Here is a 25,721-nt window from a genome sequence, read left to right on the forward strand (position 1 = left end):
CAGTCGCTGGTGTCATGACCTTCGTTGCAAGCACCCACGTTACAAAGAGACCTAGTTTGAAACTGGCCGTGTCCCTATCAGCTGTCATCGAAAGTCCTGGCACCCGGCGGCAACACCCCCCGGATTATAGAAACTACAGGGCAAGTAAACCATACCGGGATCAGCGACTATCCCCATTATCAGGGACACTCACAAGGTAACGGGGCGAAGCGGGGTGTTGGCTCAAATGTCGCTAGAACGAGAATACGTTACTGCGAACAATTTTTATTACCGTAAAACCGCAGTTCAGAGGCCTGCGGCCGGTAGGGGGACCATGGCGCACGGTTGCGCATTCCCGTTCTAACGACATTTCCGATTCTGTAACCCCTCCATGCACCCGGAACACCCCTCTGCAGAACAGGTTTTTATCCACCGCGGAGCTCCCCCCCAGCCGCAAAGAGCCAACATCTCTCGCTACAGGGAGCCAGTTTGACTACGCCACGGGGTGCCGGGTTGCGCTTTGTGGGCTACCTATTTGCCAGCCTCGGCAATCTTCCTGATAGTCGCGAGCGTTTCGGGAATCCCCGCCAGGGCAGCTTCGCGGCGCTTCTCCGCTTCGGATTCACCCTGGTCACCCCACTTCTTGAAGAACGCAGCTCGGCCGGCCTCGTGAAAATTCCAATCCTCGTAGAGTCGCGTACGCATGCCCGCAGCGTTGCCCGCAGCCCCACCGAGCGGCTCCACACGGTAGCCCCAGCGTACGAAACCGCCAGGCTGAGCATCCGGCCCAACCACCCATGCGAATTCGCGCGGGCGATCCGCTGCTACAACTTGGGATACTGTTTCCCAGGTACGCTCGGACGTTTCGTTGGTTCCCTTGAAACGACTCCCCACCTGGCCAGGTTCGCCCAGCCACTCGCAGCGCTTACACGTTGGCGACCATTCTCCGGTACGGGTGACATCGGAGATTAGCTCATAGACTTCCTCCGGCGTGACATCGATATCAATGAAATCGCTAACCACCCATCGGCTGGCCTGCGGTGATTGCTGATCATGCCGAGTCTGATCTTCGGCGGTCTGATCTTCAGTGGTCTGATCTTCGGTACTCATGCCTCCCAGACTAGAGCACCGGGGACTTCGAGACTGACGCTTTAGTCAACGTGCGAGCGTTGGTTCCTGCAACACACTTCTTTAGTCGTTCCAGACCTGCACAGCACCCTCGTGACCAGTCATCACGACTGTCGCGACGACTGCAATTGCAGCCAACACAGCAATGACGCGCAGCACGTTGGCCAGCCAAGTAGGCAGAGAAACGAAGCGGTCAACAAGGAAGAATCCAACAACTGCAACAAACAATACGATCACACTGGCCGTGAGGTAGTTTGCATACTCTGCATGCTTTGCGAGGCGGCCGGGATTCTCCTCGGAAAGCCCCTGCATCTTCAGCAGAGCTTCGCCCGATGAACGCGCAAGCCAGGTAAACACAGCAGACAAGAAATTGATGACCACAGCGGCTTGCAAAAGCTTCTTCCACTCAGGTCGAACAGCCCACCAAATGCTGGCGAGCGCAGCGACTGGTGCAAAAACCACAGCCGCGTGAATAAACAAAGGGTGGCCGGGAACTCCGGCAATCATTGAAAGCACGATGTAAGTATTGAGGACTCGTTTTGTTTGCCGCAAGCAATCACATGCTGTCCTAACAGTGCCAACCCTAGCTTTAGGGGTTAGGGAGCCCCAGGGAGACCATCCAATAGCCAGCGGAAATATTGCACCTATAAGTAACATCTAAGAAGCGAAACCTAATTCTCACCCCTAGCAAAGGATTATCCATGCGTTTGCGCTCCACCCTCACCCACCTCACCTCGAAGAACGCTGGCCACACAAGCGCCCGCACGAAGCGGGACCGGTGGCGAGTTGGGGCTGTGGGCGTCATGACCATAGCGGCTTTAGCGGCGACCAGCTGTTCTAGTGATGAACCTCAGGAAGACACCGCGGCGAGCAGCGCAGATGAGGGCGACAATAAAAGCGGTGAGGAGGCGAAGGCCGACCCGACGCAGCAGGCGATCAATGCATACAAGGATGTTTTGGATAGTCCGGAAAAGTACGAGCGCGACCATTCCGACCGCGACGATTATCACCCGACTGGAACTTATTCCTATGCACTGATTGAGGCGAATAATGATGAAGTTCCGGAGTTGTTACTCAAGAATGACTGCAAGTATTTCTCACCGGTGACTTTTATTGCAATTGGCAAGGACGGAAAGCCTTTTGCCGTAGATAAAGAACTGGTGACGGGCGCGGGAACCACTGCAGCTCGCGCAAACGTAACGGCTTCCAGCGAGGGAGACGGAATTTACGAATGGTCTTACACAAGCGGGCGCCCGGAAGTGCCAACGATTCATTACAATTTCGACGGCAAGCAGCTCACCGAGGGCGAGCACAGCGAATGGAGCCAGGTCACAGGCACTCCGGCCGAACAGGTTGAGCTGGAATGGTACGCCGCCGACGACGCGAGCGGGCTAAACAAAAACCAGTCTGGCCCCAACTTCGGGTCCGGCAACTCCTCTGCGAAATCCGGGAAATCCGATGGCTCCAATAGCAAGGATAAAAGCAAGAAAAAGAAGGGTAAAAAAGCCTAATCCCGACCTTCCTGCCGGTTATGTGAAGAAGGGAGACGGAAAGGGAGGCAACAAGCCCAATCCTGACGGCGACGCCTCAGCCTCCGCGAATAAGAACCTCCCCGAAGGCGCCTACGCGAAGGCCGGTGGGCCAATTCCTTCAGATGCCCGTCCGGTGCGGACGATTAAGCACAACAGTCTAGGAGATATCGCGGTCTTCAAGACCCCGAGTGAGAATATCGGCTGTGACATCCAAAAAGACTCGTTGAACTGTGGTGTCGCATCCTACCGGGAAAGCCAACCGCACGGGAAAAGTGGACAATACGCCAACTGGTGAGTGGACGTCGACGCTCAGACTGTTGGGCCTAAGAACGACCCTCCCGCGTATTTTCCCCAAGGTGCCGATATCAATGACCACGCACCAACAGAAACCGTCCCCTACGGCACCACTGTCTACTACGGTCGCTACGCCTGCCATTCCGCTCATGAGGGGCTGACCTGCTGGAACTCCAATAATGGCAAGGGTGCATTCATCACCCGCGAGCGGACCAATTTCTTCGGCTAACTACACCGCCCTGGAAGTGTTTGTTGCGACCCGGGCAGTGTTTGTTGCGGCCTAGGTGCAGCAATCCGCGCCGGCGCGTAGGTCAACCGCCGCGCCGTGGGCCAGGTCGCGCTCCCAGGCGGCTGGGACTTCGGCTTAAATGTCGGAAAAGTTGCAAAACGTTATTGGGCACATTTTTCATCTATGCGAAATGCCTGGTCAGGGCGTTTTGCGTGGTTAGGGGCGTGTGGCGAAATTTACGTTTTGCAACTTTTCCGACATTTGACCCCTAGCGATGGGCCTTGCAAGGGCGCGCCGTAGTCCTCCGGAGGCTAGTTGCGCCTCGTGGGGCTGATGGGGCTGATGCGGCGCGCGGAAACGGCGCTGGGACGGTTTAACCAACACAGGCCCCAGAGGCCTGGGCAACAAAGAAAGCGCCGGGAGGAAAACTCTCCCGGCGCTTTGCCTAGTTCAGCGCCAAGCGCCAGCACGCTCGCGGACGCGAGCTGTCAGCGCTACGCAGCGCAGCGCCCCTGAGGCGCTAGCGCAACTAACAGCTACTTCGCAGCCTCCACGCGATCCTTCAGACCCTTGAACTCGTCCCAGACCTCGGACGGAACCTTCGGACCCAGGAACTTCAGCCATTCCTCGTTGTCGGCCAGGTCGCGCTCCCAGTCAGCCGGGTTCACGGACAGTGCCTCGCGGATGTCCTCCTCGGTCTCCTTCAGACCTTCGGTGTCGATGTCCTCGTAGCGAGCGGTGTAGCCAACAACGGTCTCGTCGGCCTCCACGCGGCCCTCAATGCGGTCGATGATCCACTTCAGCACGCGGGAGTTCTCGCCGAAGCCCGGCCACAGGAAGCGGCCGTCCTCGCCACGGCGGAACCAGTTCACCAGGAAGACCTCTGGCATCTTGTCGCCGCCCTTGTTGCCCATATTAATCCAGTGCTGCAGGTAGTCACCGGCGTTGTAGCCAATGAACGGCAGCATGGCCATCGGGTCGTGGCGCAGGGAGCCAACGGCAGCCTCGGCTGCAGCGGCGGTCTGGCCGGAAGCCAGGGTGGCGCCGATGAAGGTGGCGTGGTTCCAGTCGCGAGCCTGGGTTACCAGCGGCACGGTGTCCGCACGGCGACCGCCGAACAGGATGGCGGAAACCGGCACGCCCTTCGGGTCGTTGAACTCCGGTGCGGCAACCGGGCACTGCTCGATCGGCACGCAGTAGCGGGAGTTCGGGTGTGCGGCCTTGTTGCCGGAATCCGGGGTCCACTCGTTGCCCAGCCAGTCGATGAGGTGCTGCGGCTCACCCTCCTTGGACTCCCACCAGACGTTGTTGTCGTCAGTCAGAGCCACGTTGGTGTACAGGGTATTGCCCGGCTCCATGGACTTCATGGCCATCGGGTTGGAAGCGTAGTTGGTGCCCGGTGCCACGCCGAAGAAGCCGTTCTCCGGGTTCACGGCGTACAGGCGGCCGTCCTCGCCGAAGTGCAGCCATGCGATGTCGTCGCCGACGACCTCTGCGCGCCAGCCCGGGATGGTCGGCTGGATCATGGCCAGGTTGGTCTTGCCACATGCGGACGGGAAGGCCGCGCAGATGTAGTAGGCCTTGTCCTCCGGGCTGATCAGCTTCAGGATCAGCATGTGCTCTGCCATCCAGCCCTCGTCGCGCGCCATGGCGGAGGCGATGCGCAGTGCGTAGCACTTCTTAGCCAGGATGGCGTTGCCGCCGTAGCCGGAGCCGTAGGACCAGATCTCGCGGTCCTCTGGGAAGTGGGTGATGTACTTCGTGTCGTTGCACGGCCAGGTGGAGTCTTCCTGGCCCGGCTCCAGCGGAGCGCCCACGGAGTGCAGGCCCTTCACGAACTCGCCGTTCTCGCCGATCTTGTCAAGGGCTTCTTTACCCATGCGGGTCATGATGCGCATGGACATAACCACGTACGGGGAGTCGGTGATCTCGATGCCCAGCTTCGGGGACGGATCGGTGATCGGGCCCATGCAGAAGGGCACGATGTACATGCGGCGCCCCTTCATGGAGCCGGAGAAGTGCTCGCGCATCTCGGCACGCATCTGCTCCGGGTCCATCCAGTTGTTGGTGGGGCCGGCGTCTTCCTCGGTCTTGGAGCAGATGAAGGTACGGGACTCCACGCGCGCAACGTCTGCCGGGTTGGAGCGTGCCAGGAAGGAGTTCGGCTGTGCCTTTTCGTCCAGCTTGATCAGGGTGCCGTGCTCGACCAGCTGCTCTGCCAGCTGGTTCCACTCCTCCTCGGAGCCGTCACAGAACACGACTGATTCTGGCTGGAAGAGCTCCACGGCCTCCTCGATCCAGTTCAGCATTTCCTGGTTCTTGGTGGGCGCCTCGCCGACAAGCCCTCGAATGGTCATCGATTTTCTCCCTACGTGTTTGTGTCCCACAACCCGGCCCGGCCAAGTATGCACAATCATGCGCTAGCCAGCCGTATGTTTAAACGTCCAGTTCAAACCCGGTTGTATTCACCATTAACTCTACTAAATCCTGCGGTTATTGGGCGTTCGATATAGCTGTGATCTGTAATTATCCGGGCCTGCGCGAAGACACAGGTATCCCTTCCGCCCCCAGACTATCGTGAAGCACCGGGGCCGTGGTTTGGTTCCGTGGCCAGTGGTTGTACATCACACCCCGGCTAGCCCCATTCCCCCCGATCAACGCATTTCCAGGCATCTGCCTGCCATTGATTGTTCCCCGGATCGGGGGTATTGCTGTTCTTTCTTTCTGACGCCCCTTCGGCCTCACCGGTCTCTATCCACCGCCAGGCTGACCATCGTCCGTCGTAGGAAACTGAAGAGACGTAGTCCACCTTGCCGTCGCCGTCCGTATCGCTAAGGATGCTCATCCCCTGGTCGTCTGCGATGGTGACGGACTCCTCCACGCCTCCGCTGCCGTACCACGCGCGGGCGCCCGGGTCGGAGCCTGGGCCAGCGCTTGGGTTGGCGCCCGGGTCGACGCTCGAGTTGCTCCCCGGGCTGGCGCCAGAGTGGCTTTCCGGGTGGGTGCCTGAGTGGGCGCCACTGCGCTGGCCGGGTGCCCGGTTGGGGTCGTGGGCATTGGGATCGTGAGAGTTGAGTTCGTCTACGTAGTATTCGCGCCCGCCGTACTCGACGGTCAGGCCGCTGCCGCCTCCGGTGAATCCGCCGCCTTCTCCGACTCCGCCGAGTCCACCGCCCAGGTCATCCAAGCTGCCCGGGGCTCCCTGCAAACCGCCGCGCAGCTCGTGGTTACCAATCAAATCGGCCAGAGGGTTCTGCGGCGTGAGCCCGTCATCCGGGAAATCAAACATTCCCATATCCATTAGTTCACCCATCAGTTCGCCTCCAGCGCCAGGCTGCGGATGCGGGGCGCCACCGGCGGGATTTCCAGCCGGGCAACCACCTCCGTCACCACTGCCGACCAATGCTGTCGCAATACTGCATCCTCCTTGGCAGCCCGGGCCTTCAGCGCTTCGGAGCGCAGCATGACCAGCCGCGCCCCCACCACTGCCAGAGTCACCACCACGCCGACTATCACGCCGGCCGCCGGCCCGGAGAGCCTGCCGACCATGGTCCCCAAACCCAATCCTGCTGCCAGGCCAGCCGCGGCGGCGAGCACCACGCTCGCCCGCGAGCCCACCGCCGCAACAGGCCGTGCCGGGGCCTCCTCCTGTGTTTCCGGAAGTGCGGGGAAGACCACTCCCTGTTCCAGCACCGCCAAGCGCAGCCGCGCCATGAATACAGCGTGCAGATACTCGAAACCTTCAGCGCTCCTAGCACTCCTCGCAGCACTAGTGCCCCTAGCACCCCAAGCACCCCTAACGTCACGAGTGCCGCGCACCCGGTCAGCAGCGCCGGCGTCCTCCAGCACCTCCTGGGCGATCCGGGTCGCGCTCAGCCGCGTGGCGATGCGCACCCGGTCCAGCCTCTCGGCATCCGCCCGGCGCGCCTGCACCTCCCACTCGTTTACATCCACGCACAGCTCCCGGATCCACTCGCACACCTCGTCCACATCCTCGCACCAGACCCAGCCTGGGGTGTGGGCCCATTCAGACGAGGGGGCGTCACTACCAAAGGGCCAGAGCAACACCACACCCATAGCCTGCGCGACGGCCCGGGCGACCTCGCGATCCTCCGCGGTGGCGTGCCCCACCGCCGCAACAACAACATCGGGATGCCGCTCCGGGCCAGCACCCTCCACAACCTCGAAGCGCTCCCCCGCCGTGCTTGCACTTGCCTTAGCTTCCACCCGCGTGCGCAACTGCGCGGCGCACTCGGCGACCGCGCGCGCATCCGGGCCAATGACCGAAATGGTCTTCAACATCTTTGTTAGCTCCCCCACTTGGCTTAAGACATTCCGCAGGCCATCTGCAAGAATGGTCTGGATGAATAATTCCGATAACACGCCAGGCAGCCTTCCCCCAGGCCGCCCACCACAGACAGAGTTTAACGACGGTCGCGACTATCCGCGACTGGGAAACTTTAGCTTCCGGCGCGGCACCCTGACCGACAACCAGGAGACCCTGTGGAACGAACACTGGCCTAAGCTGGGCAAAGTCCTCGCCGACGAGGTCATTGACCTGCCCGAATGGTTCGGCCGCGATGCCGAAACAATTGTGGAAATTGGCTCCGGAACGGGCACCTCGACCGCCGCGATGGCGCCGCTGGAGGCGGAAAAGAACATCGTCGCCGTCGAACTCTACCGACCCGGGCTGGCCAAGCTGCTGGGTTCCGTGGTGCGCGGCGACATTCACAATGTACGCATGATCCGCGGCGACGGCGTGGAGGTTCTGCAGCGCATGTTCGCGTCAGAGTCGCTATCCGGCGTGCGCATCTACTTCCCGGACCCGTGGCCCAAGGCCCGCCACCACAAGCGGCGCATCGTGCAATCCGGCACGCTGCACCTGATCGCCTCCCGCCTCAAGCCGGGTGGCATTCTGCACATCGCCACCGACCACGCGGACTACGCAGAGTGGATCGACGAACTGGTAGAGGTCGAGGAGCAGCTGGAATATCTGGGCTGGCCCGAGGACCAGTCGGACATTCCACAGCTGACGGATCGCCAGGTAATCACCAAGTTCGAGGGCAAAGGCTTGGATAAGGAACACATCATCCGCGAGTACCTGTGGCGGAAGAAATAGCTAACACACCCCGGAAAATTTGCTGTTCGCCCTGGTCGGCTTCGTAGACTAGAGGGAATTCTGGCGTTATAGAAAGGACCACTCACGTTGTTTAGCTCTTGGGGCGATGTTGCCTACCGGTTCCGCCGGCTGATCCCTCTGGTGATCATCGCGGCGATCCTGGTGCTGTATGTCGTCGCCGGGCTGAAACTGGCCGACCGAATGAGCCAGGAGGGGTGGGACGACCCGAACTCGCAGTCCACGAAGGCTGCGCAGATCGAGCAAGAGGTTTTTGGTCGTGACGCCAACGGGGATGTAATCCTGATGGTCACCGGCGATAAGCCGGGATCTGCAACCTCGGACGAGGTCAAGCAGGCCATCACCCAGCAGATCGAGCAGCTGCGCAAGGATCACCCCGACGAGATCGGGGGTGTGACCAGCTACTTCAATCGCGGCCCGGCGGCCATGGCCAACCCGGACGGCACCGCGGCCTTCGCCTCCATCGGGCTGCAGGGTATCGAAGACGATGTGCTGATCAACTTCCGCAAGATCGAGGACGACCTGCGGGCCATCAGCGCCCCGGGCGTGGATGTGAAGATCGCCGGCGCCACGGCGGTTTCGGACTCCCTGGACGAGGGCATGGCCGGCGACATTCACCGTGCCGAGATCTACGCACTGCCCGCCGTGGGTCTGCTGCTGCTGATCGTTTTCGGCGGCCTGATCGCCGCGTTTATGCCGCTACTGGTGGGTGGCCTGTCGATCCTGGGATCCATGGGTGTGCTGGCGATCCTGGCTAGCTTCACACAGATCAACGTGTTCGCCCAGTCTGTGGTCACGCTGCTGGGCCTGGGCCTGGCCATCGACTACGGCCTGTTCATGGTCTCCCGTTTCCGCGAGGAGATGGCGGAGGGCCACGACACTCGCACGGCCGTGCGCAACACCACTGCCACTGCAGGTAAGACTGTGGTCTTCTCCGCGGCGATGGTGGCCGTGGCGCTGTCCGGTTTGTTCATCTTCCCGCAGGCCTTCTTGAAGTCCGTGGCATTCGGTGCGATCTCCGCTGTGGGTCTGGCCGCGCTACTGTCCGTGGCTGTCCTGCCGAGTATCTTCGCGATGCTGGGGCCGAACATCGACAAGTGGTCATTTAAGAAGAAGCAGTCCCGGCGCCGATCCGAGCAGGTCGAAGGCATTTGGGGCCGCATCCCGGCCTTCGCCATGCGCCACTCGAAGCTGTTTACGGTCGTGATCGTCGGCGGCATGCTGCTGATGGCGGTGCCGATTGCGGGCATCAAGCTGGGTGGCATGAACGAGACCTACCTGCCGCCGTCGAACCAGACGCGCGTGAACCAGGAGGAGTTCACCGAGAAGTTCCCGCAGTTCCGCACCGACCCGATCAAGCTGGTCATCGAGGGCGATTCCAAGACCGTGGCTGCGGTGTACAAGGAGGCCAACGCGGTTCCGGGCCTGACGGCCCCGTTCCAGGTCTCCCGCCCCACGAAGGACGACGTGACGGTGCTGTCCACCGGCATTGCAGACCGCGATGACAACGACCGCATCGTCAATGCTCTGGAGGACATCAACGTCGACGGTGCCAACGTGTACGTCGCCGGCACCCCGGCTCTGGAGGTCGAATCCATCGACGCGCTGTTCGAGAAGCTGCCGTGGATGTTGCTGTATATCGTGCTGGTCAGCTTCGTGCTGATGGCCATGATCTTCGGCTCGCTGATCATTCCTGCCAAGGCCGTGATCATGAACATCCTGGGCACCGGCGCGACACTCGGCCTGTTGACGCTGATCTTCGTCGACGGCCACGGCGCGGACATGTTTAACTTCACCGCCGGGCCGCTGACTTCCCCGGTGCTGGTGCTGATCATCGCCATCGTCTTCGGCCTCTCGACCGACTACGAGGTGTTCCTGGTCTCCCGCATGGTGGAGGCCCGCGCCCGGGGTGCGTCCACGGATCAGGCGATCCGCTTCGGCACGGCCACCACCGGCAGCATCATCACCGCCGCCGCGCTGATCATGATCGTGGTCTGCGGTGCCTTCGGGTTCTCCTCGATCGTGATGATGAAGTACATCGCCTTCGGCATGGTCATTGCTCTACTCCTCGATGCCACAATCATCCGCATGCTCCTCGTCCCGTCCGTCATGCACCTGCTGGGCACCGACAACTGGTGGGCTCCAAAGTGGGTCAAGCGTTTGTCGGAGAAGGTTGGGCACAACGAGCAGTTGGAGGCATCGCCTCGCGAGGCAACGCCTGCTGCCCGTTCGTCGCGGGTGACGGTTGCGGAACTTTCTGGTGTGGACGCCATCGCCCCCGTGCCCGCCCAGCGCTCCGGTGAGGCTCCCGCACGTCAGCGGAACCTGCCTTTCGCGGAGCTGATGCGACGCGTCGAAGAAAGCCGCAATAATCCCGACGGCGGGGGCGGGGGCGAGCGCTAATGCGTGATCTGTGGCGGCGCACGGAAGTCAGGACTCTGCTCTGCCTGGCGCTGATTGCCATCATCGCCTTCCTCGCCCGGGAGCACCTGCACTTCATCGGCGATGGCTGGCGCGAGTTGGCTCATGCCGACAAGCGCTGGATCGGCCTGGCCATCCTGGCTCTCGCAGCCTCCATGGTCGCGCAGGCCGAGGTGATGGTCGTGCTGCTGCGCAGCGCTGGGGTGAAGGTGAAGCGCATCAGCGCCAACTCGCTAGGGCTGGCGGCTAACGCCTGGTCCTCGACTTTCCCCGGCGGACCGGCGCTGTCGGCGGCCATGATCTTCCGCGAGCAGCTCAAGTGGGGCGCCACCCCCGTCATTGCCAGCTGGTACATGCTGCTCTCCGGCGCACTGGCAGGCGGCGGCATGGCGATCCTGGCCATCGGCGCCGTGTTCTTCCTCGGGCTGACAGTAAAGCCATTGACGTTGGCCATGTCCCTGATCGCCCTCGTCGCGCTGGCGATCCTCACCAACTGGGTGGCAAAGAACCGGGACAAGGTGGAGCGTTGGCTAGTCAACCGACTGCGGACTTTCAACGCCCGTCGCGGCAAGCCCGTCAACCGCTTCACCGACAGTGTCCGCGGGTTCTCCCGCCAGCTGTCGGCCGTGGAACTGCCACTGACCAAACTGGCCGCCGCAATCGCCGCCAGCCTTGGCAACTGGGTTTTCGAGATCCTCTGCCTGCTGGCCTGCATCTACGCTATCGGCGCCACCCCACCCATCGCGGGCGTGGTGCTGGCCTTCCTCACCGCCAAGCTGGTGGGGCAGGCGCAGGTCACCCCCGGCGGACTGGGCCCAGTGGACGTCGCACTGACCAGTGCCCTGGTCGGGTTCGGCACCCTGACCTCCGTCCAGGCATTCGGAGCCGTCATCGTCTTCCGCATGCTCAGCTTCGTCGGTCTGGCGTTGGTCGGATGGATCGTCTTCTTCGCCACCAAGATGGTCAACTCCAAAGGCAATGCTGAAGATGCGGCGGCGGAGACGGAGCGTCAAGAAGAAAAGCAGGAAGAACCCGTCGGCAGGGCACGCTAAGGCTCAACTAGGCCAACTAGGCACAGTAAGATGAGGGGCATGAGCAACCTCGATAGCACCTCCACTGGAGACACCCCCGGCACCATCCAGCGATCGCCGGGGGTTGCGCTGTTTTTCGACGTGATCGCCGTCCTGCTGTTTGCGCTGCTGGCGCGCATTGCGCACAACACTCCGGAGATGCCGCTGAGCTTCGGCGGCTGGCTGGATACCTCCTGGCCTTTCCTCATCGGTGTGGCGATCGCCTGGGCTCTGCTGTGGATTGGCGTGGTTCGACCGGGTGGCGCCAAGGGGACGGGCTTCAGCGGTTTCGAGTTCTCCACCGGTGCTCTGGTGTGGGTCGTCAACGTGATCGCCGGTCTGGGGATCTGGGGCGTGCGCCACGGAGAGGTGCCGCACTGGTCTTTCATGATCGTTGCCACTGTGATGAGCGGCCTTCTGCTATTCGGCTGGCGCGGAATGTTCCGCCTCGGGCGGCTGCGCAGGCTGTCGCGCATGAAGCGCATGGGCCGAATGTTCAGCAAGTAGTAGGTAAACAGCCTTTCAGTTGAATTAACCTGACGTACATCTTCGCGCTACGTCAGGTTCTTTCGCGTTGCTTAGAGTCTTGTGAGCAATCTGCACACTGCTGCTGACGAACTCCGACATAGACTGACGAACACTGAGGAGAGATCCCCATGGGCCTTAAGGGTCGCAACCTGCTGAAGAAGATGGACTTCACGTCCAGCCGTTCCCACCGCACCTGCGTTTACAAGTGCGGCGACGCTTGCTCCAAGCCGGTGAACAACAAGTCCGACAACAACTACTTCATGGACCTGATCCAGGGCACCTTCTCGCGCCGCACCGCACTGCGCGCCGGTGGTGCCGCTATGGTCACCGTTGGCGGCGCTTCCTTCCTGGCAGCTTGCAGTGACGACAACGGTGAGGGCAACAGCGCCAAGGGCGGCAACGGCGAGAACAAGGGCGGCTCCGGCAACAGCGCAGACGCGCCGGACGGCCTGAAGTTCGAGATGGTCGAGCCGAACACCAAGGACGAGGTCGTTGTACCGGCTGGTTACAAGTCCGACGTTGTTATCCGCTGGGGCGACCCGGTGGTTGAGGGCGCCGAGGAGTTCGACGTAGACAAGCAGACCGCCGAGCAGGCCGCCAAGCAGTACGGCTTCAATTGCGACTTCGCCGCTCTGCTGCCGATCGAGGGCGAGGACAACCGCTTCCTGCTGATCTCCAACCACGAGTACACCACCCCGCAGCAGATGTTCCCGGACTACGACATCGACAACCCGTCCAAGGAGCACGTGGACATCGAGCTGGCCAACCACGGCATGTCTATCGTCGAGGTTGAGGGCAACGATAAAGACGGCAAGCTGAAGCCCGTCATGGGCAAGTACAACCGTCGCCTGACCGGCACCACCGAGTTCGAGCTGCGTGGCCCGATCGTTGGCCACGACCTGGTGAAGACTTCTGACGACAAGGAAGGCAAGATCGTCAAGGGCACCTTCAACAACTGCTCCGGTGGCGTGACCCCGTGGGGCACCATCCTCTCCGGCGAGGAGAATGTTGACCAGTACTTCGCCGGTGGCGAGAACGTTAAGGACGAGAAGGAGCGCGAGCGCCTGAGCCGCTACGGCATCGAGGATGCCAAGACCGCTCGTCAGTGGGAGAAGCACTACGACCGCTTCGACGTGACCAAGGAGCCGAACGAGCCGAACCGCTTCAACTACGTGGTTGAGGTGAACCCGTGGGATCCGAAGTCCACCCCGGTTAAGCACACCGCCCTGGGCCGTTTCAAGCACGAGGGCGCCAACATCCACGTCACCAACGACGGCACCGTAGTTGCATACTCCGGCGACGACTCCCGCTTCGAGTACATCTACAAGTTCGTTTCCTCCCGCAAGGTGCGCAGCGGCAACTCCGACAAGGACCGCGAGGAGAACATGAAGATCCTGGACGAGGGCACCCTGTACGTTGCCACCTTCGAGGGCAACAACGATGACTTCGACGAGAACAACCCACCGGAGGGCGAGAAGTTCGACGGCACCGGCAAGTGGATCAAGCTGGTTACCGTCAAGGAGGACGGCTCCGCAGAGTCCCACGTCGACGGCATGTCCGCCGAGGAAGTCATCATCTTCACCCGTGAGGCTGGCGACAAGGTCGGCGCCACCAAGATGGACCGCCCGGAGGACGTCGAGCCGCACCCGACCACCGGCAAGGTCTACGCTGCTCTGACCAACAACAAGTACCGCGGCACGCAAGAAGAGGGCAAGAACAAGGAAGGCGTCAAGGAGTACGCCCCAGTCAAGGAGAACAAGAACGGCATGGTTCTCGAGATCGAGGACGACTTCACCGGCGAGGAACTGAAGTGGAACCTGCTGCTGGTGTGTGGTGACCCGGACGAGGCCGAGACCTACTTCGGCGGCTTCGACAAGTCCAAGGTCTCCCCGATCTCCTGCCCGGACAACGTCACCTTCGACTCCTTCGGCAACCTGTGGGTCTCCACCGACGGCAACGCCCTGGAGTCCAACGACGGCCTGTTCGCCGTCGCCCTGGAGGGCGAGACCCGCGGCTTGACCAAGCAGTTCCTGACTGTCCCGGCTGGCGCCGAGACCTGTGGCCCGCTGGTCTTCGACAAGCGCGTGATCGTCAACGTTCAGCACCCGGGTGAGGACGAAGAGGCCACCGTCAAGACCTCTACCTCCCACTGGCCGGATGGCGGCGATTCCATCGCCCGCCCGGCGACCGTGGTTGCCTGGAAGGACGACTTCGGCACCATCGGCGTTTAAGCTCGGGCGCTAGCCGAAGCGCAGCCGGCCGTCACGCCGGACCGCCTGGTCCACGACGAACGCGCGGAACGCCTCGGCGGCGGGAGCCGACCGGGCCCGCACGCTCCAGACCATCCCCAGCTCCCTCTCGCGGTCTTCCTCGAGGGGGAGCATTCTTATGCCTGCGACCACCAGGTTCGGATCCCCCATCGGCAGCAGCGCCACGCCCAGACCGGCGCTTACCAGCCCCGCCATCGTGGTAAGCTCCATCGACTCAAACACCAGGCGCGGCCGGAAACCCGCCGCGGCCGCCAGATCGTCCAGCAGCATCCGCGTTCCGTATCCCGGCAGCATAGCCACAATGGGTTCGTCTTTGGCCTCTGCGATGCTGATGCTTGTGCGTCCTGCCCAACGGTGGTTCGTTGGCACCGCCATCGCCAGCCTCTGGGTGGCCAGCTGCTGCCAACGCACTTCGCCGGCTTCCACCAGCGCATGAGGTTTCGGCCCGACCATCGCCACATCGGATTCTCCGGCGATCACGCGATCCGTCAGTGGACGTGCGGCGCCCTGCACCAACTCGAATCTCACCTGCGGGTGCGCGTTCCTAAACTCCCGCAACAGCTGCGGCACCATCCACGTTCCCAGCGAGTGCATGAAGTCCACGCGCACGGTACCCCGCTCCGGGTCCATCAGCCGGTGTACTTCGTCGACTCCCCGCTGCCATGCCTCGTTAGCCTCGCGGGCGTTCGTGGCGAGCGCGGCTCCGCATTCGTTGAGCGCGAGGTGTCTGCCGTTGCGGTCGAACAGCTCCGTGCCAAGCTCTCTTTCCAGCGCCGATAGCCGTCGGGAGAGAGCAGACTGGCTGATCCCCAGGTGCAGCGATGTATCCACCATGTTTTGTGTTTCGGCTAGGTCCAGGAACCACGTTAGGTCCTTCACGCTGTGTGCCTTTCTTGTTGTTGACGCCCACACCTCAGCATATGCACTTTCCGGGACAGCTAGAACTATTTATTGCATTTAGTGAATTGATACTGGTTGCGTCACACTAGAAACATCAATTGTGAGCTTGGGTCCCTAGAGAGCCACCCGGACACAGGAAGGAGCTTGCTCGGTGACGAACACCCTCGCAGATGCCGCGAACACCGCAGACGCAAAGGACATCCGCCCCCTCACCCCAGAGGATAAGGGCTACAAGATGGCCCTCATCGCCTCCTTGTGTTCGGGCCTAGCTTCGTACAACGCTCTGTACGCCACCCAGGCTGTCCTCCCGGCATTGTCGGAGGACTTCGGCATTTCGCCCTCACTGGCCGCGCTGACCGTCTCCGCCACCACGGGCGGCCTGGCTTTCATGGTCATTCCACTCAGCGTCATTTCGGAGCGCTTCGGCCGGCGCCGCGTAATCCAGGCGTCCGTCCTGGTGGCCACCCTCCTTTCCATCGCTTTGGTCGCCTTACCCTCAATCCAATCGATCATTGCACTGCGCCTTCTGCAGGGCTTCGCCGTGGCGGGTGTCCCGGCCGTGACCATGGCCTTCCTTTCCGAGGAGATCGACCGCAGCTACCTGCCTCGCATCATGGGGTTCTATATTGCGGGCAACTCGCTGGGCGGCCTGATCGGCAGGCTCATCCCGGGCATCGCTCTGGAGTTCACGGACTGGCGCATAGCCACCCTGCTCAGCGCACTCTTCGCGTTCTCGATGGCGCTCGTGACCACTTGGGTGCTACCCAAGCAACGCTTCTTCACCCCGAAGAAGATCACCCTGTCCCACGAGGTGCAGGCCTTCGCCAACCACCTGCGCGACCCGATCCTGCTGAAGCTCTTCCTGTTGCCTTTCCTGCTGATGGGCAGCTTCGTTTCCATGTACAACTACATGACCTTCCGCCTGATTGATACCTTCGGCCTGCCGGAATCCCTGGCCGCGTTGGTTTTCGTCATCTACCTGTCGGGCACGTGGACGTCCACGCGCACGGGCAAGTTGGTGAACCGCTATGGCCAGGCAAAGGTCGTGGTTGCCTGTATCACCATGGCTCTTGCGGGCCTCTTGCTGGCCTTCATCCCGACCGTCCCCACCACGCTGGTGGCGGTGCTGATCTTTACCGCAACCTTCTTCCCCGCTCACTCGATCGCCAGCGCGTGGGTCGGCGAGGTCGCCCAGCAGGATCGCGCCGAAGCCTCCAGCTTGTACATCTTGAGCTACTACCTCGGCTCCTCCCTAATCGGCTGGGTCTCCGGCTATTTCTTCGCCCACGGCTGGGGCTTGTTCATCGGGTGGTTGATGCTGTTGACTCTCATCGCCCTCGTCACCGCCTTCGCCGCCATGCAACGCGATAAGGCCCTTTCTTAATGACGCCCCTAGTTTCAACCCCTGCCCCCTCAGCAGGCTCTTAACACTTGAGCAATTAACTCGTGCGCCCCCGAGTTTGCGAGAAAAATTATTAGAACTATCAGATCTTTTTAGATAAAAAACCTCCCACTTGCCCGTAAGTGTGTTTAAGATCACTCGCATGGGACATACTCGCAAACTACGTTTCGCATCAATCCTCGGCGTGGGATTGCTAGCCACCGCAGGCATGGGCGTCGCAGTCGCCCAGGGTGGTGTGTCGGCGCACCTGGCGCTCTCCGGCACGATCTTCAACATGCACGTCGCCGAGCTGGACGGTAAGGGCTTCGACCTCTTCACCGACGTCGACAAAATGCACAATGGCGACCAGGCGATCTCCCGCCTGCGTATCAAGGATGCCAAGGTGACCGACGTCTGCATGACGGCACCAATCAAGATTCCCGGCGTTGGGGATAGGAAGTTCCAAATGACCGTTCCCGGCCAGAACTTCTCCGCCGAGAACATGCTGATCGGCGCCCGCAAGCTGTCGGGCGACCTGACCCTGACGAACCCGCAGATCGGTATTAATGCGGGCAAGGTCGACAAGGACGCACCGGACGGCGCCTGGGGTCTCGTTGCCGATTCCCTATCCGCTAAGGGGCAGGGCATCGAGGCGACCTCTCTGTCGGCGGACAAGATGACCGCCGGCGGCAGCAAGATCGCGATTGTGGAAAACGACAATGCCGAGTGCTAACCCCGGCACGGATCCCAACACGAACCCAGAGCTCAACCAAACCACCGAGCTGGATCCGAACTACGACCCGGACCTGGATGACAACCTGCAGTCAGACCTAGGGGCAGACGCCGACCAGGGCACTGAAGTACAGGGCGCCGCATATAACGAGTCCGAAGGACAGAACGTTCCCGCGTTTAAGAACACCCGTGGCTTCGGCAACTGGCGCCGTCGTCGTCCATTCGCAGCCGGCCTGTTCATGCTGTTGTCGGGCATCATCATGATCGTCCCGGCATACCTGTCCTTCGAGGTATCGAACATTGTCATCCAGGTGTCCACGATCTCCGGCGTGTCCACGCTGCTGATCGGTGCCTTGCTCATCACCTCGGCACTGATGACGTGGTTCAAGCCGGACACTCGCCTGCTCACGGGCGTGGCCTCCCTGATCCTCGGCATCGTGGCTCTGCCCATGTCGAATATCGGCGGCTTCGTTCTGGGTACCCTGTGCGCCGTTATCGGCGGAGCCCTGGCACTGTCGTGGACGGATGAAGAAAGGGCGCCTAAGGGCGTCAGAAAGAACGGCAAGGGCAAGAATAAAGGCAAGAAGAGGAAGGTAGATGAGCAAGCAGCGTAAACGCGGCAGCTCCAGCGCTGCGAAGGCCGTCGTTGCGGCGGCGTCGATGTGCGGGCTGGTGGCGGCGCTGGCTGTCGAGTCCACGCCGAGCGCCGAGGCTCAGCTGCAGCTTCCGCCTCCGCCGCCGCTGCCGGATTTGCCACCTCCGCCGCCAGCGCCCGAGGTACCAGAGAACTTGCGGATGGATCTCACCCCGCCGGGGCCGATCGAGGGCGAAAAGCCGATCCAGCAGGGGACGTACATCATCAAGGCGGATAACACGCGCCTGCTTGGACACGTGAAGATGTCGCTGATTCAACAGCCCACCCCACAAGGGCCGAAGCCAGCGCTGCGCATCGACGCGAACAGGGCCGTTCTGACGAACCTTTCAGTGCAGTTCCCCACCCCGGGAGCAGGTCCGGAAGGTGGCATCTGGCAGCGGACCGGCCCGGGGCAGACCACCACGCTGACTGGGAACTTCCACATCGTGGTGAGCTCGCTGGAGGTCACGCCGCGCGTGGCCGGGCTGCCGCTGATCCCGCTGCCCATCGACGCAAACATGGCGCCGAAGGAACTGCAGGAAGCCGCTAAGAAGATCGGCCTCGGCACGCCGGACGCGCTCTCCGATCACCTGGAGATGACGAATGGCACGATGCACACCTACTTCGTGAAGGCCGACACTCTGAAGCTGCCCGCGGGAACCAACATCGGCCTCTAGGGCAGCCGACTACATCGGCATGATGGTGTGCTTCTTCGGAGTATCCACCACCTGCTTGTTGCGCAGCTGGCGCATCGCCTGGCGGAGACGGATACGGGTCTGATCCGGGGTGATGACGGAGTCCACATAGCCGCGCTCGGCCGCCACATAGGGGCTGGTCATGTTCGCGTTGTAGAAGTCCATGAACATCTTCTTCGCCGCCGGACGCTGCTCCTCTGGCATGGCAGCCAGGGCCTTGCCCTGCATCATCACCACGGCGGCCTCCGCGCCCATCACGGCGATCTGCGCCGTCGGCCACACCAGGTTGATGTCCGCGCCCAGGTTCTTCGAACCCATTACGGCATAGCCACCGCCAAAGGCTTTACGCACGACCACGGTCACCTTCGGCACCGTCGCCTCCACCGTGGCGAAGCCCAGCTTCGCTCCGCGGTGAATCAGGCCGGCTTTTTCCTGCTCCACGCCGGGCATGTATCCGGGTGTGTCCACGACCCAGACGAGGGGGACGTTGTAGGCGTCACAAATTCGGATAAAGCGCGCGGCCTTATCCGCAGCCTCGGCGTCCAGGCAACCGGCCAGCTCCATCGGCTGGTTGGCCACCACGCCCACCGCATGGCCATCGATGCGGGCGAAGGCGGTGACGACGTTGGAGCCGTAGTCGCCCTGCACCTCCAGCACGTTGTCGTCGTCGAAGATGCGGGTGAGCACCTCCATGATGTCGTAGCCCGCGTTCGGATCGTCCGGGATGATGTCGTTCAGCTCGAAGTCGCGCTCGGTGAGCTCGTCGTTCGGCGCCCAGAACTCCGGGGTCTCATCGAAGGAGCTGGAGGGTAGGAAGTCCAGCAGGTCCTTGACGTAGTTGAAAGCGTCTTCCTCGCTGGTTGCGACGTAGGAGACGTTGCCGTTGCGGGCTTGCTGACGCGCCCCGCCAAGCTCTTCCATCGAAATCTTCTCGCCCGTCACCGATTCGATGACCGCCGGGCCCGTCACGAACATCTGCGTACGGCCTTCGACCGCCACCACAAAGTCGGTGGTCACGGGCGCATACACGGCACCGCCGGCGGACGGGCCGAGCAGGATGGAGATCTGCGGGGATTGGCCGCTCAGCGGCAACTGGCGGCGGGAGATCTCGGAGTACATCGCCAGGGACATCACGGCATCCTGAATGCGGGCGCCGCCGGAATCGTTAATGCCGATGACTGGGCAGCCGATGCGGATGGCCATGTCCATGACCTCGCAGACCTTCTTACCGAAGGTCTCGCCCACCGAGCCGCCGTACACCGTCTTATCGTGGGCGTACACTGCCACGGTACGGCCGCCGACCTGACCATAGCCGGTGACCACACCGTCGCCGTAGGGGGCATCCTCTTCGCCGGGGGTACGACCCAGCGCGCCGATCTCCACGAACGTTCCCTCGTCCAATAGCGCGTCGATGCGCTGGCGGGGCGTGGTGAGGCCGGCCTCATCGCGCCTGGCCTTGGCTTTCTCAGAGCCCGGGTCCTGCGCCTGTTCCAACCTCCGGTGCAGCTCCGCCAGCTTCTCAGCGGTAGCGCCGGTGGCTTCGGTGCCGTTGGCGGCGGTTGCTCCCTCATCGGCAGCAGTCACAGTGAAAGTCCCTTCGTTTTCGACAAACCCCTTCTACTAAGGGGCTATCTATTTAGTCGCCATTCGTGTTTCAGCTAAGCGCCGTCCGCAATGTGCTTGGCAATTACACGTCCCACTTTAGAGATCTCTGGCTCGTCCACAATAGCCAGGTGGTCGCCGCACAGCTGGACGATTTCCAGGTCCTCGACAATCACACCCCAACCACCGTCCGGAGCCACCTCGGCATAGGCTGGTTCCAGCTCGATCGCGCCGTCGTGCATCCGCTCCGCGCGGAACAGCGTGACCGGCGCCTTCACGTCCGCCCATGCACGGAAGTCCAGGGATTCCAGGATGCGGTTATCCACGAAGCTGGCGCGCTGGTGCTCCAGCACGCCCGCGGGCAGTCCCATTCCCTTGGCCTCCGGGGAGGTCAGGAACTGCTGGAACATCTGCATCATCACGCCCTCGCCCTGCTGTTCCAGCAGCTCGTGCGGAACCTCAAGTGGCAGGCCGTAGGTCTTCTGCGCGAAAGCCGCGTAGCGGTCCCAACGCGCGTGCATTTCTTCCTTCGTATCCGGGGCGGGGTTCTTCGGCTGCACGGTGTCTAGCAGCACGATGCGCTCGACCTCCGCGCTCGTCTCGCCCGCTGCGGCACGCTTGCCCAGCTGGTGGGCGACTTCGTACGCCAGGGCGCCACCGAAGCTCCAGCCTCCCAGCAGGACTGGACGACCGTCGGCCAGCTCAACAATCTCATCCAGGTAGGCTGCCGCGCGGTCCGCCAGCTCGCCTTCCAGGCGCTCCACACCGTAGACCGGAACGTCGTCCGGCAGGCGGCGCATCAGCGGTGCGTACACCACCGAGGACCCGCCGGCTGGGTGGAACAGGAACACCGCAGGCTGGGTGCTGCCCTCTGGGCGCGCTCGCAGTACGCGGATGTTGCCTTCCACTTCGCTTTCGAGGCTGCTGCGCACCTTCTCGCTCAACGGCTCGAGGGTTTCAGCGGCCAGCACATCGTCGGTGCTGACCTCCGCCCCGGAGCGTTCGGTCAGGCGCTCCGCAATGCCCCGAGCTTGTTCTTCGTCGATGCTCGGCAGCTGGCTCGTCACACCCTGGGCGGCCTTGCCGGTGACCTTTGCCCAGGTGGCGAACACCAGGCGCTCGCTCGCGTCGCGTGGTGCCACGCCGCCGCCGGTCGCGGTGTAGTCGGTCGCTGCGCCGTCTTCTGCGCTACCGCCTTGTTTAGTGACGCCACCTTCTCCCCCGGCAGCGACCTCAACACTGTCGGCAGCATCGGCGCCAGCAGTGTCCGCAACGCCGGGAGTGCTTGCGTGACGCTCTGCAATCATCTGCTCCACGAGTGCGATTACGTCGTCCACGGAGCCATCGCGGAGTGCCTGAACCTGCAGCGGTGGCAGGTCGAAGTCGTACTCCACGCGGTTCTTGATGCGCATGCCCATCAGGGAATCCAGGCCCAAGTCGATCAGCGGCAACTCGCCCGGCAGGTCCTCGATGTCGTAGCCCATGGATTCGGAGACGATGGCGCGCAGGCGGTCCCCGGCGGACTCGCCGGAGTTCGGATCCCAGCGGTCAGCGGACTCGTCTACCTCGGGCAGCGCGTTGCCCGCGCTCTCCTTTGTGGAAGCGTCAGCGGCGGAGGCGTTCGGCGCCTCGCTGGCCTTCGCGGAGGCAGATGCCGAGGCGGCGTCAGTACCCACAGCACCCAGGGCCCCAACCGCGCCGCCGAGAGTAGCGACGAATGCCTCCGCGACCAGCGGCATCGACTGCGCACCGGGCGCGTCGGCGGCATAAACGGACAGGGACCAGCCGCCGAGGGAACCGGCGGCGATGGTCGTCAGCTGCCCCGCCGTCGGCAGCGGGGAGTGCTCGCGGGTGGCGGCCACAGTAGCGCCGTCGGCCAGCACCTCCGCCGCAGCTTCGGCCAGCAGCTCGATGCTCGGCACATCTTCGGCCGGCACGCTGAAGACAACGCGGCCGTCGGGCAGATCCACGCGGGTGCCCGGAAGATCCACAGCAGGACCGGAAGACGGGCGGGCGCTCGTCCAGTGGCGCTGCAGGTTCCACTGTGTGCCCGGCACCTTCGGCAGGGTGGCGCGCTGGCCACCGGCCAGGGCCTTCAGATCCAGGTCCGCGCCCTGCACGTACAGCTCCGCGAGGGTGGACAGCAGGGTCTGGGAGACCGGCTCCTTGCGCTTGAGCAGGAACATCAGCTTGGAATCGCTGGCGTTGTGCGCGAAGGAGTTATTCATCAGCGGCATCAAGGCCACCGGGTTCGGGGAGAACTCGATGAAGGTGCGGTAGCCATCGTCGAACTGCTTGCCCGTCGCCTCGGAGAACCAGACGGGCTGGCGGGTGCAGCGCAGGAAGTACTCAGCATCGTGGACAACCTCGCCCGGCTGGTACACGCGACCACGGTCCACGGTGGAATACAGCGGGGTGTGAATCGGCTGTGGATCCAGGTCGCTGATCTCGTAGTGCAGCTCGCCCAGGATCGGATCCAGCATCGAGGTGTGCCCCGCGCCCTTAACCTTCAGCAGGCGGGCGAACTTGCCCTCGCCCTCCAGGTATTCCACCAGCTTCTGCACGGGCTCGGCCGGGCCGCCGACGGTCGTCATGCCCGGCGCGGCGTACACGGCGGGCTCCACCTGGGCGTATTCCGGGTGCTCGGAGGTGAAGGTGGCGAGCTCCTCCACACCGAACTCCACCACGGCCATGGCGCCCTGCTTGTCTTCTGGCAGCAGGCGCTCCCCCTCGCCCATCAGGCGGGCGCGGTGGCAGGCGGTGCGCACGGCCTCCTCGGCGGTGATACCACCCACGGCATAGGCCGCCGCGATCTCGCCCATCGACTGACCGACAACAGCAGCGGGCTTAGCTCCCAGCGCGCGCATGAGGTCGTTCAGTGCAATCTGCACACAGGTGATACCCACCTGGGCGCGCTCCGTGTCGTAGTTCTGCTCGTCGTCCAGCACCATCTCGACGAAGGACCAGCCGGATTCCGCCAGCACGACCTGGTCCAGTTCGTCCAGGCGGACGGCGAAGAACCCGGAGAGCTCGTAAAGGTCCTTGGCCATTTTGCGGTGCTGGGAGCCGAAGCCGGAGAAGACCCACACCGGGCCATTGGCCGAAGGCGAGTCGGCGGTCTTCACCGTTGCGCCCTGCTTGCCAGCGGCGATGCGTTGCAGCCCGGCGATGGCTTCGTCGAAAGTAGCGGCGGAAACCACGCCACGGGAACGGCCGTGGTTGTGGCCAGCCAACGCGAGGGCTACACCGCGTAGCTGGTCGGCCTCATCGCCTGCCTTGGTGAAAGATTCCTTGTTCTGCTCCAGGTATGCGGCCAGCGCTTCCGCGGCCTGACGGCGGCGGGAAGGCAGCAGTCCGCTGACGGGCAGCAGCACGCGCGGGGCCTCGCCCGCGGAGTCCTCGCGGTCCAGACCGATGGGGGCTGCGGAATTTGCGCCGACCGCCCCAACGCCCGCCGCGGCCTCTTCTTCCGGGTTCGGCGCCGCGATCACCACGTGGGCATTCGTGCCGCCGAAGCCGAAGCCGGACACTCCGGCGATGGCGCGCCCGGAGTACTCGGGCCACTCGCGTGGATCCTCCACGACTTCCAGGTGCTCGCGGTCGAAATCGATGTACGGGTTCGGGCCGGTGTAGTTCAGGCTCGGCGGCAGCACGCCCTCGCGCATCGCAAGCACGACCTTCATCACGCCCGCGACACCCGCGGCAGCCTCTGTGTGGCCGAAGTTCGTCTTCGCGCTGCCCAGCAGCAGAGGCTCGGCCACATCGCGTTGGCGGCCCAGGACGGTCCCCAGGGCGGTGGCCTCGATCGGGTCGCCCAGGATGGTGCCGGTGCCGTGCGCCTCCACGTAGTCCACGGCCTGCGGATCAATCCGCGCGTCAGCGTAAGCGCTGCGCAGCACGTCCACCTGCGCATCCGGGTTCGGGGCGGTCAGGCCATTGGAGCGGCCGTCGGAGTTCACAGCCGAACCCTTGATCACGGCGAGCACGTTGTCGCCATCGCGGCGCGCATCCTCCAGGCGCTTCAGCACAACCACGCCCGCGCCGTCGGAACGCACGATGCCGTCGGCATCGTCGCTGAAGGCACGGATGCCGCCCGTCAGGCTAAGCACGCCGAGTTCGGAGAACGCCACCGTTGCAAAGGGGCTGCATAGGAGGTTGACGCCACCCGCCACAGCGACCTCAGAATCACCATCGCGCAGGGAGCGCACCGCCTGGTGAATTGCCACCAGCGACGAAGAGCAGGCCGTATCCATCGCCACGGACGGGCCACGGAAGTCGAAGGCATAGGACACGCGGTTGGCGATGATGGAGCTGGAGTTACCCGTCAGCGCGTAGGGGTGTGCCTCCGCCGGGTCGGCGGAGATCAACATGCCGTAGTCGTTGTTGGTGTTGCCCATAAACACGCCGACGGGCTTGCCGCGCAGCTGATTGGCGGGAATGTGCGCATCCTCCAGCGCCTCCCACGTCAGCTGCAGAATGATGCGCTGCTGCGGGTCCATGTTCGCAGCCTCCAGCGGGGAGAGCCCGAAGAACTCCGCGTCGAAGGAGGCGATGTCCTCGATGTAACCGCCTGTTAGCTGGGCCTGCTCCATGCGGCGGGTCATCTCCGGGTCGCGGGAGTATTCCGACCAGCGGCCCGCGGGCAGCTCGCCCACGCCGGAGCGGTAGTTGGAGAACAGCTCCCACATCTCGTCCGCACTGTCTGCCCCGGGGTAGCGCCCCGCCATGCCAACCACAGCGATGTCGCGCTGGCCCAGTGGAAGCGGGCCAGCTGCGCTGGCAGCCGCGCCGGCGGAGGCGGTGGCGTCACTACCAAAAACAGCGCCGGAACCACGGCCCTGCATCAGGTGATCGGCCAGGGCGGCAATGGTGTTGAACTCGTAGGCAATCGTCGCGTCGAGGGTCGTGCCAAGCAGGCGCTCCAGGTCGCCGGAAAGGACCACGACGTCGCGGGAAGACAGGCCGAAGTCCTGCATCGAGCGCTCGTCGGAGATCTCCGCGGCATCCAAACCGGTGGTGTTCGCCACCCAGGTGCGTAACCACTCCCGCATCTGCTGAATCGTGGCGGGGCGGGATTGCTGGTCAGCTGTGGGGGCGCCCTGCTGGTTGTCTGCCATGGAAGGTAGCGTTTCCTTTCGTGCCGGGATGCCTTAGGGAAGGCGTGAGTGAGTCACCGTAGCGCTATATTT

Annotated in this window: 19 protein-coding genes; 11 read left to right on the forward strand and 8 right to left on the reverse strand. The window is 63.0% G+C overall.

Features of this window, described 5'->3' with window-relative positions; translation table 11 throughout:
* Positions 1-510: 510 nt before the first annotated feature.
* Both MHX66_RS07700 and MHX66_RS07705 read right to left on the reverse strand, forming a co-directional pair.
* The gene (locus tag MHX66_RS07700) at positions 511-1,089 is read right to left on the reverse strand and encodes an SRPBCC family protein (RefSeq protein WP_239201949.1); all 579 of its coding nucleotides are present in this window, start codon (positions 1,087-1,089) and stop codon (positions 511-513) included.
* Between the two features lie 81 nt (positions 1,090-1,170).
* Positions 1,171-1,614 (reverse strand): DUF2231 domain-containing protein, encoded by a 444-nt coding sequence (locus MHX66_RS07705; RefSeq protein WP_239201950.1) that lies wholly within the window; start codon positions 1,612-1,614, stop codon positions 1,171-1,173.
* Positions 1,615-1,808: 194 nt separating this feature from the next.
* Between MHX66_RS07705 and MHX66_RS07710 the strand changes: the two genes are divergently transcribed.
* Together MHX66_RS07710 and MHX66_RS07715 are read left to right on the forward strand one after the other, a co-directional pair.
* Entirely contained in the window at positions 1,809-2,618 is an 810-nt protein-coding gene (locus tag MHX66_RS07710) for a hypothetical protein (protein WP_239201951.1), read from the forward strand.
* Between the two features lie 316 nt (positions 2,619-2,934).
* Positions 2,935-3,162 carry a hypothetical protein gene (locus MHX66_RS07715; RefSeq protein WP_239201953.1) on the forward strand — a complete coding sequence of 76 codons (228 nt, stop codon included), beginning with the start codon at positions 2,935-2,937 and terminating at the stop codon, positions 3,160-3,162.
* A 536-nt stretch (positions 3,163-3,698) separates the two neighbouring features.
* Here the strand turns inward: MHX66_RS07715 and MHX66_RS07720 are convergent.
* The 3 genes from MHX66_RS07720 to MHX66_RS07730 form a co-directional block, all read right to left on the reverse strand.
* Positions 3,699-5,519 (reverse strand): phosphoenolpyruvate carboxykinase (GTP), encoded by a 1,821-nt coding sequence (locus MHX66_RS07720; protein WP_239201955.1) that lies wholly within the window; start codon positions 5,517-5,519, stop codon positions 3,699-3,701.
* Positions 5,520-5,797: 278 nt separating this feature from the next.
* Entirely contained in the window at positions 5,798-6,451 is a 654-nt protein-coding gene (locus tag MHX66_RS07725; RefSeq protein ID WP_239201957.1) for a DUF6802 family protein, read from the reverse strand.
* 23 nt (positions 6,452-6,474) lie between these two features.
* Entirely contained in the window at positions 6,475-7,464 is a 990-nt protein-coding gene (locus MHX66_RS07730) for a hypothetical protein (protein WP_239201959.1), read from the reverse strand.
* A gap of 52 nt (positions 7,465-7,516) precedes the next feature.
* On the opposite strand from MHX66_RS07730, the gene trmB reads away from it, so the two are divergent.
* The 5 genes from trmB to MHX66_RS07755 all read left to right on the forward strand — a co-directional run bounded on the left by trmB (position 7,517) and on the right by MHX66_RS07755 (position 14,549).
* A complete protein-coding gene (gene trmB / locus MHX66_RS07735) occupies positions 7,517-8,281 on the forward strand; it encodes a tRNA (guanosine(46)-N7)-methyltransferase TrmB (RefSeq protein WP_239201961.1) in 765 nt (254 codons plus the stop codon).
* An 87-nt stretch (positions 8,282-8,368) separates the two neighbouring features.
* Positions 8,369-10,702, forward strand: coding sequence for an MMPL family transporter (locus MHX66_RS07740; RefSeq protein ID WP_239201963.1), 2,334 nt, complete (start codon positions 8,369-8,371; stop codon positions 10,700-10,702).
* The gene (locus tag MHX66_RS07745; protein ID WP_239201965.1) at positions 10,702-11,772 is read left to right on the forward strand and encodes a YbhN family protein; all 1,071 of its coding nucleotides are present in this window, start codon (positions 10,702-10,704) and stop codon (positions 11,770-11,772) included. The genes MHX66_RS07740 and MHX66_RS07745 overlap by 1 nt, the downstream gene beginning before the upstream one ends.
* A gap of 39 nt (positions 11,773-11,811) precedes the next feature.
* Positions 11,812-12,297 (forward strand): DUF3054 domain-containing protein, encoded by a 486-nt coding sequence (locus MHX66_RS07750; RefSeq protein ID WP_239201966.1) that lies wholly within the window; start codon positions 11,812-11,814, stop codon positions 12,295-12,297.
* Between the two features lie 149 nt (positions 12,298-12,446).
* On the forward strand, positions 12,447-14,549 hold the full coding sequence (locus MHX66_RS07755; RefSeq protein ID WP_239201967.1) for a PhoX family phosphatase: 2,103 nt from the start codon (positions 12,447-12,449) through the stop codon (positions 14,547-14,549).
* Positions 14,550-14,558: 9 nt separating this feature from the next.
* Here MHX66_RS07755 and MHX66_RS07760 read toward each other — a convergent pair whose 3' ends face one another.
* Positions 14,559-15,467 (reverse strand): LysR family transcriptional regulator, encoded by a 909-nt coding sequence (locus MHX66_RS07760; RefSeq protein ID WP_239201968.1) that lies wholly within the window; start codon positions 15,465-15,467, stop codon positions 14,559-14,561.
* Positions 15,468-15,639: 172 nt separating this feature from the next.
* Between MHX66_RS07760 and MHX66_RS07765 the strand changes: the two genes are divergently transcribed.
* The 4 genes from MHX66_RS07765 (at position 15,640) to MHX66_RS07780 (ending at position 18,912) form a co-directional block, all read left to right on the forward strand.
* Positions 15,640-16,872 (forward strand): MFS transporter, encoded by a 1,233-nt coding sequence (locus MHX66_RS07765; protein ID WP_239201969.1) that lies wholly within the window; start codon positions 15,640-15,642, stop codon positions 16,870-16,872.
* A 160-nt stretch (positions 16,873-17,032) separates the two neighbouring features.
* Positions 17,033-17,602 carry a DUF6230 family protein gene (locus tag MHX66_RS07770; protein WP_239201970.1) on the forward strand — a complete coding sequence of 190 codons (570 nt, stop codon included), beginning with the start codon at positions 17,033-17,035 and terminating at the stop codon, positions 17,600-17,602.
* The gene (locus MHX66_RS07775; RefSeq protein ID WP_239201971.1) at positions 17,589-18,215 is read left to right on the forward strand and encodes a DUF6114 domain-containing protein; all 627 of its coding nucleotides are present in this window, start codon (positions 17,589-17,591) and stop codon (positions 18,213-18,215) included. Before MHX66_RS07770 ends, MHX66_RS07775 begins: the two co-directional genes overlap by 14 nt.
* Complete coding sequence (locus MHX66_RS07780) at positions 18,199-18,912, forward strand: hypothetical protein (protein ID WP_239202039.1); 714 nt, start codon at positions 18,199-18,201, stop codon at positions 18,910-18,912. The genes MHX66_RS07775 and MHX66_RS07780 overlap by 17 nt, the downstream gene beginning before the upstream one ends.
* Positions 18,913-18,921: 9 nt before the next feature.
* Here MHX66_RS07780 and MHX66_RS07785 read toward each other — a convergent pair whose 3' ends face one another.
* Both MHX66_RS07785 and pks13 read right to left on the reverse strand, forming a co-directional pair.
* On the reverse strand, positions 18,922-20,514 hold the full coding sequence (locus tag MHX66_RS07785; RefSeq protein ID WP_239201972.1) for an acyl-CoA carboxylase subunit beta: 1,593 nt from the start codon (positions 20,512-20,514) through the stop codon (positions 18,922-18,924).
* Between the two features lie 74 nt (positions 20,515-20,588).
* Complete coding sequence (gene pks13, locus MHX66_RS07790; protein ID WP_239201974.1) at positions 20,589-25,649, reverse strand: polyketide synthase Pks13; 5,061 nt, start codon at positions 25,647-25,649, stop codon at positions 20,589-20,591.
* Positions 25,650-25,721 lie beyond the last annotated feature (72 nt).

It is taken from the genome of Corynebacterium sp. ACRPH, assembly GCF_022347285.1.
In the GTDB taxonomy this organism is placed as follows: Bacteria; Actinomycetota; Actinomycetes; order Mycobacteriales; family Mycobacteriaceae; genus Corynebacterium.

Coding starts and splice junctions, on each gene's coding strand:
- MHX66_RS07700 (WP_239201949.1), bottom strand. CDS start 1,089: ATGAGTACCGAAGATCAGACCACTGAAGATCAGACCGCCGAAGATCAG.
- MHX66_RS07705 (WP_239201950.1), bottom strand. CDS start 1,614: ATGATTGCCGGAGTTCCCGGCCACCCTTTGTTTATTCACGCGGCTGTG.
- MHX66_RS07710 (WP_239201951.1), top strand. CDS start 1,809: ATGCGTTTGCGCTCCACCCTCACCCACCTCACCTCGAAGAACGCTGGC.
- MHX66_RS07720 (WP_239201955.1), bottom strand. CDS start 5,519: ATGACCATTCGAGGGCTTGTCGGCGAGGCGCCCACCAAGAACCAGGAA.
- MHX66_RS07725 (WP_239201957.1), bottom strand. CDS start 6,451: ATGTTTGATTTCCCGGATGACGGGCTCACGCCGCAGAACCCTCTGGCC.
- MHX66_RS07730 (WP_239201959.1), bottom strand. CDS start 7,464: ATGTTGAAGACCATTTCGGTCATTGGCCCGGATGCGCGCGCGGTCGCC.
- trmB (WP_239201961.1), top strand. CDS start 7,517: ATGGTCTGGATGAATAATTCCGATAACACGCCAGGCAGCCTTCCCCCA.
- MHX66_RS07745 (WP_239201965.1), top strand. CDS start 10,702: ATGCGTGATCTGTGGCGGCGCACGGAAGTCAGGACTCTGCTCTGCCTG.
- MHX66_RS07750 (WP_239201966.1), top strand. CDS start 11,812: ATGAGCAACCTCGATAGCACCTCCACTGGAGACACCCCCGGCACCATC.
- MHX66_RS07755 (WP_239201967.1), top strand. CDS start 12,447: ATGGGCCTTAAGGGTCGCAACCTGCTGAAGAAGATGGACTTCACGTCC.
- MHX66_RS07770 (WP_239201970.1), top strand. CDS start 17,033: ATGGGACATACTCGCAAACTACGTTTCGCATCAATCCTCGGCGTGGGA.
- MHX66_RS07775 (WP_239201971.1), top strand. CDS start 17,589: ATGCCGAGTGCTAACCCCGGCACGGATCCCAACACGAACCCAGAGCTC.
- MHX66_RS07780 (WP_239202039.1), top strand. CDS start 18,199: ATGAGCAAGCAGCGTAAACGCGGCAGCTCCAGCGCTGCGAAGGCCGTC.
- pks13 (WP_239201974.1), bottom strand. CDS start 25,649: ATGGCAGACAACCAGCAGGGCGCCCCCACAGCTGACCAGCAATCCCGC.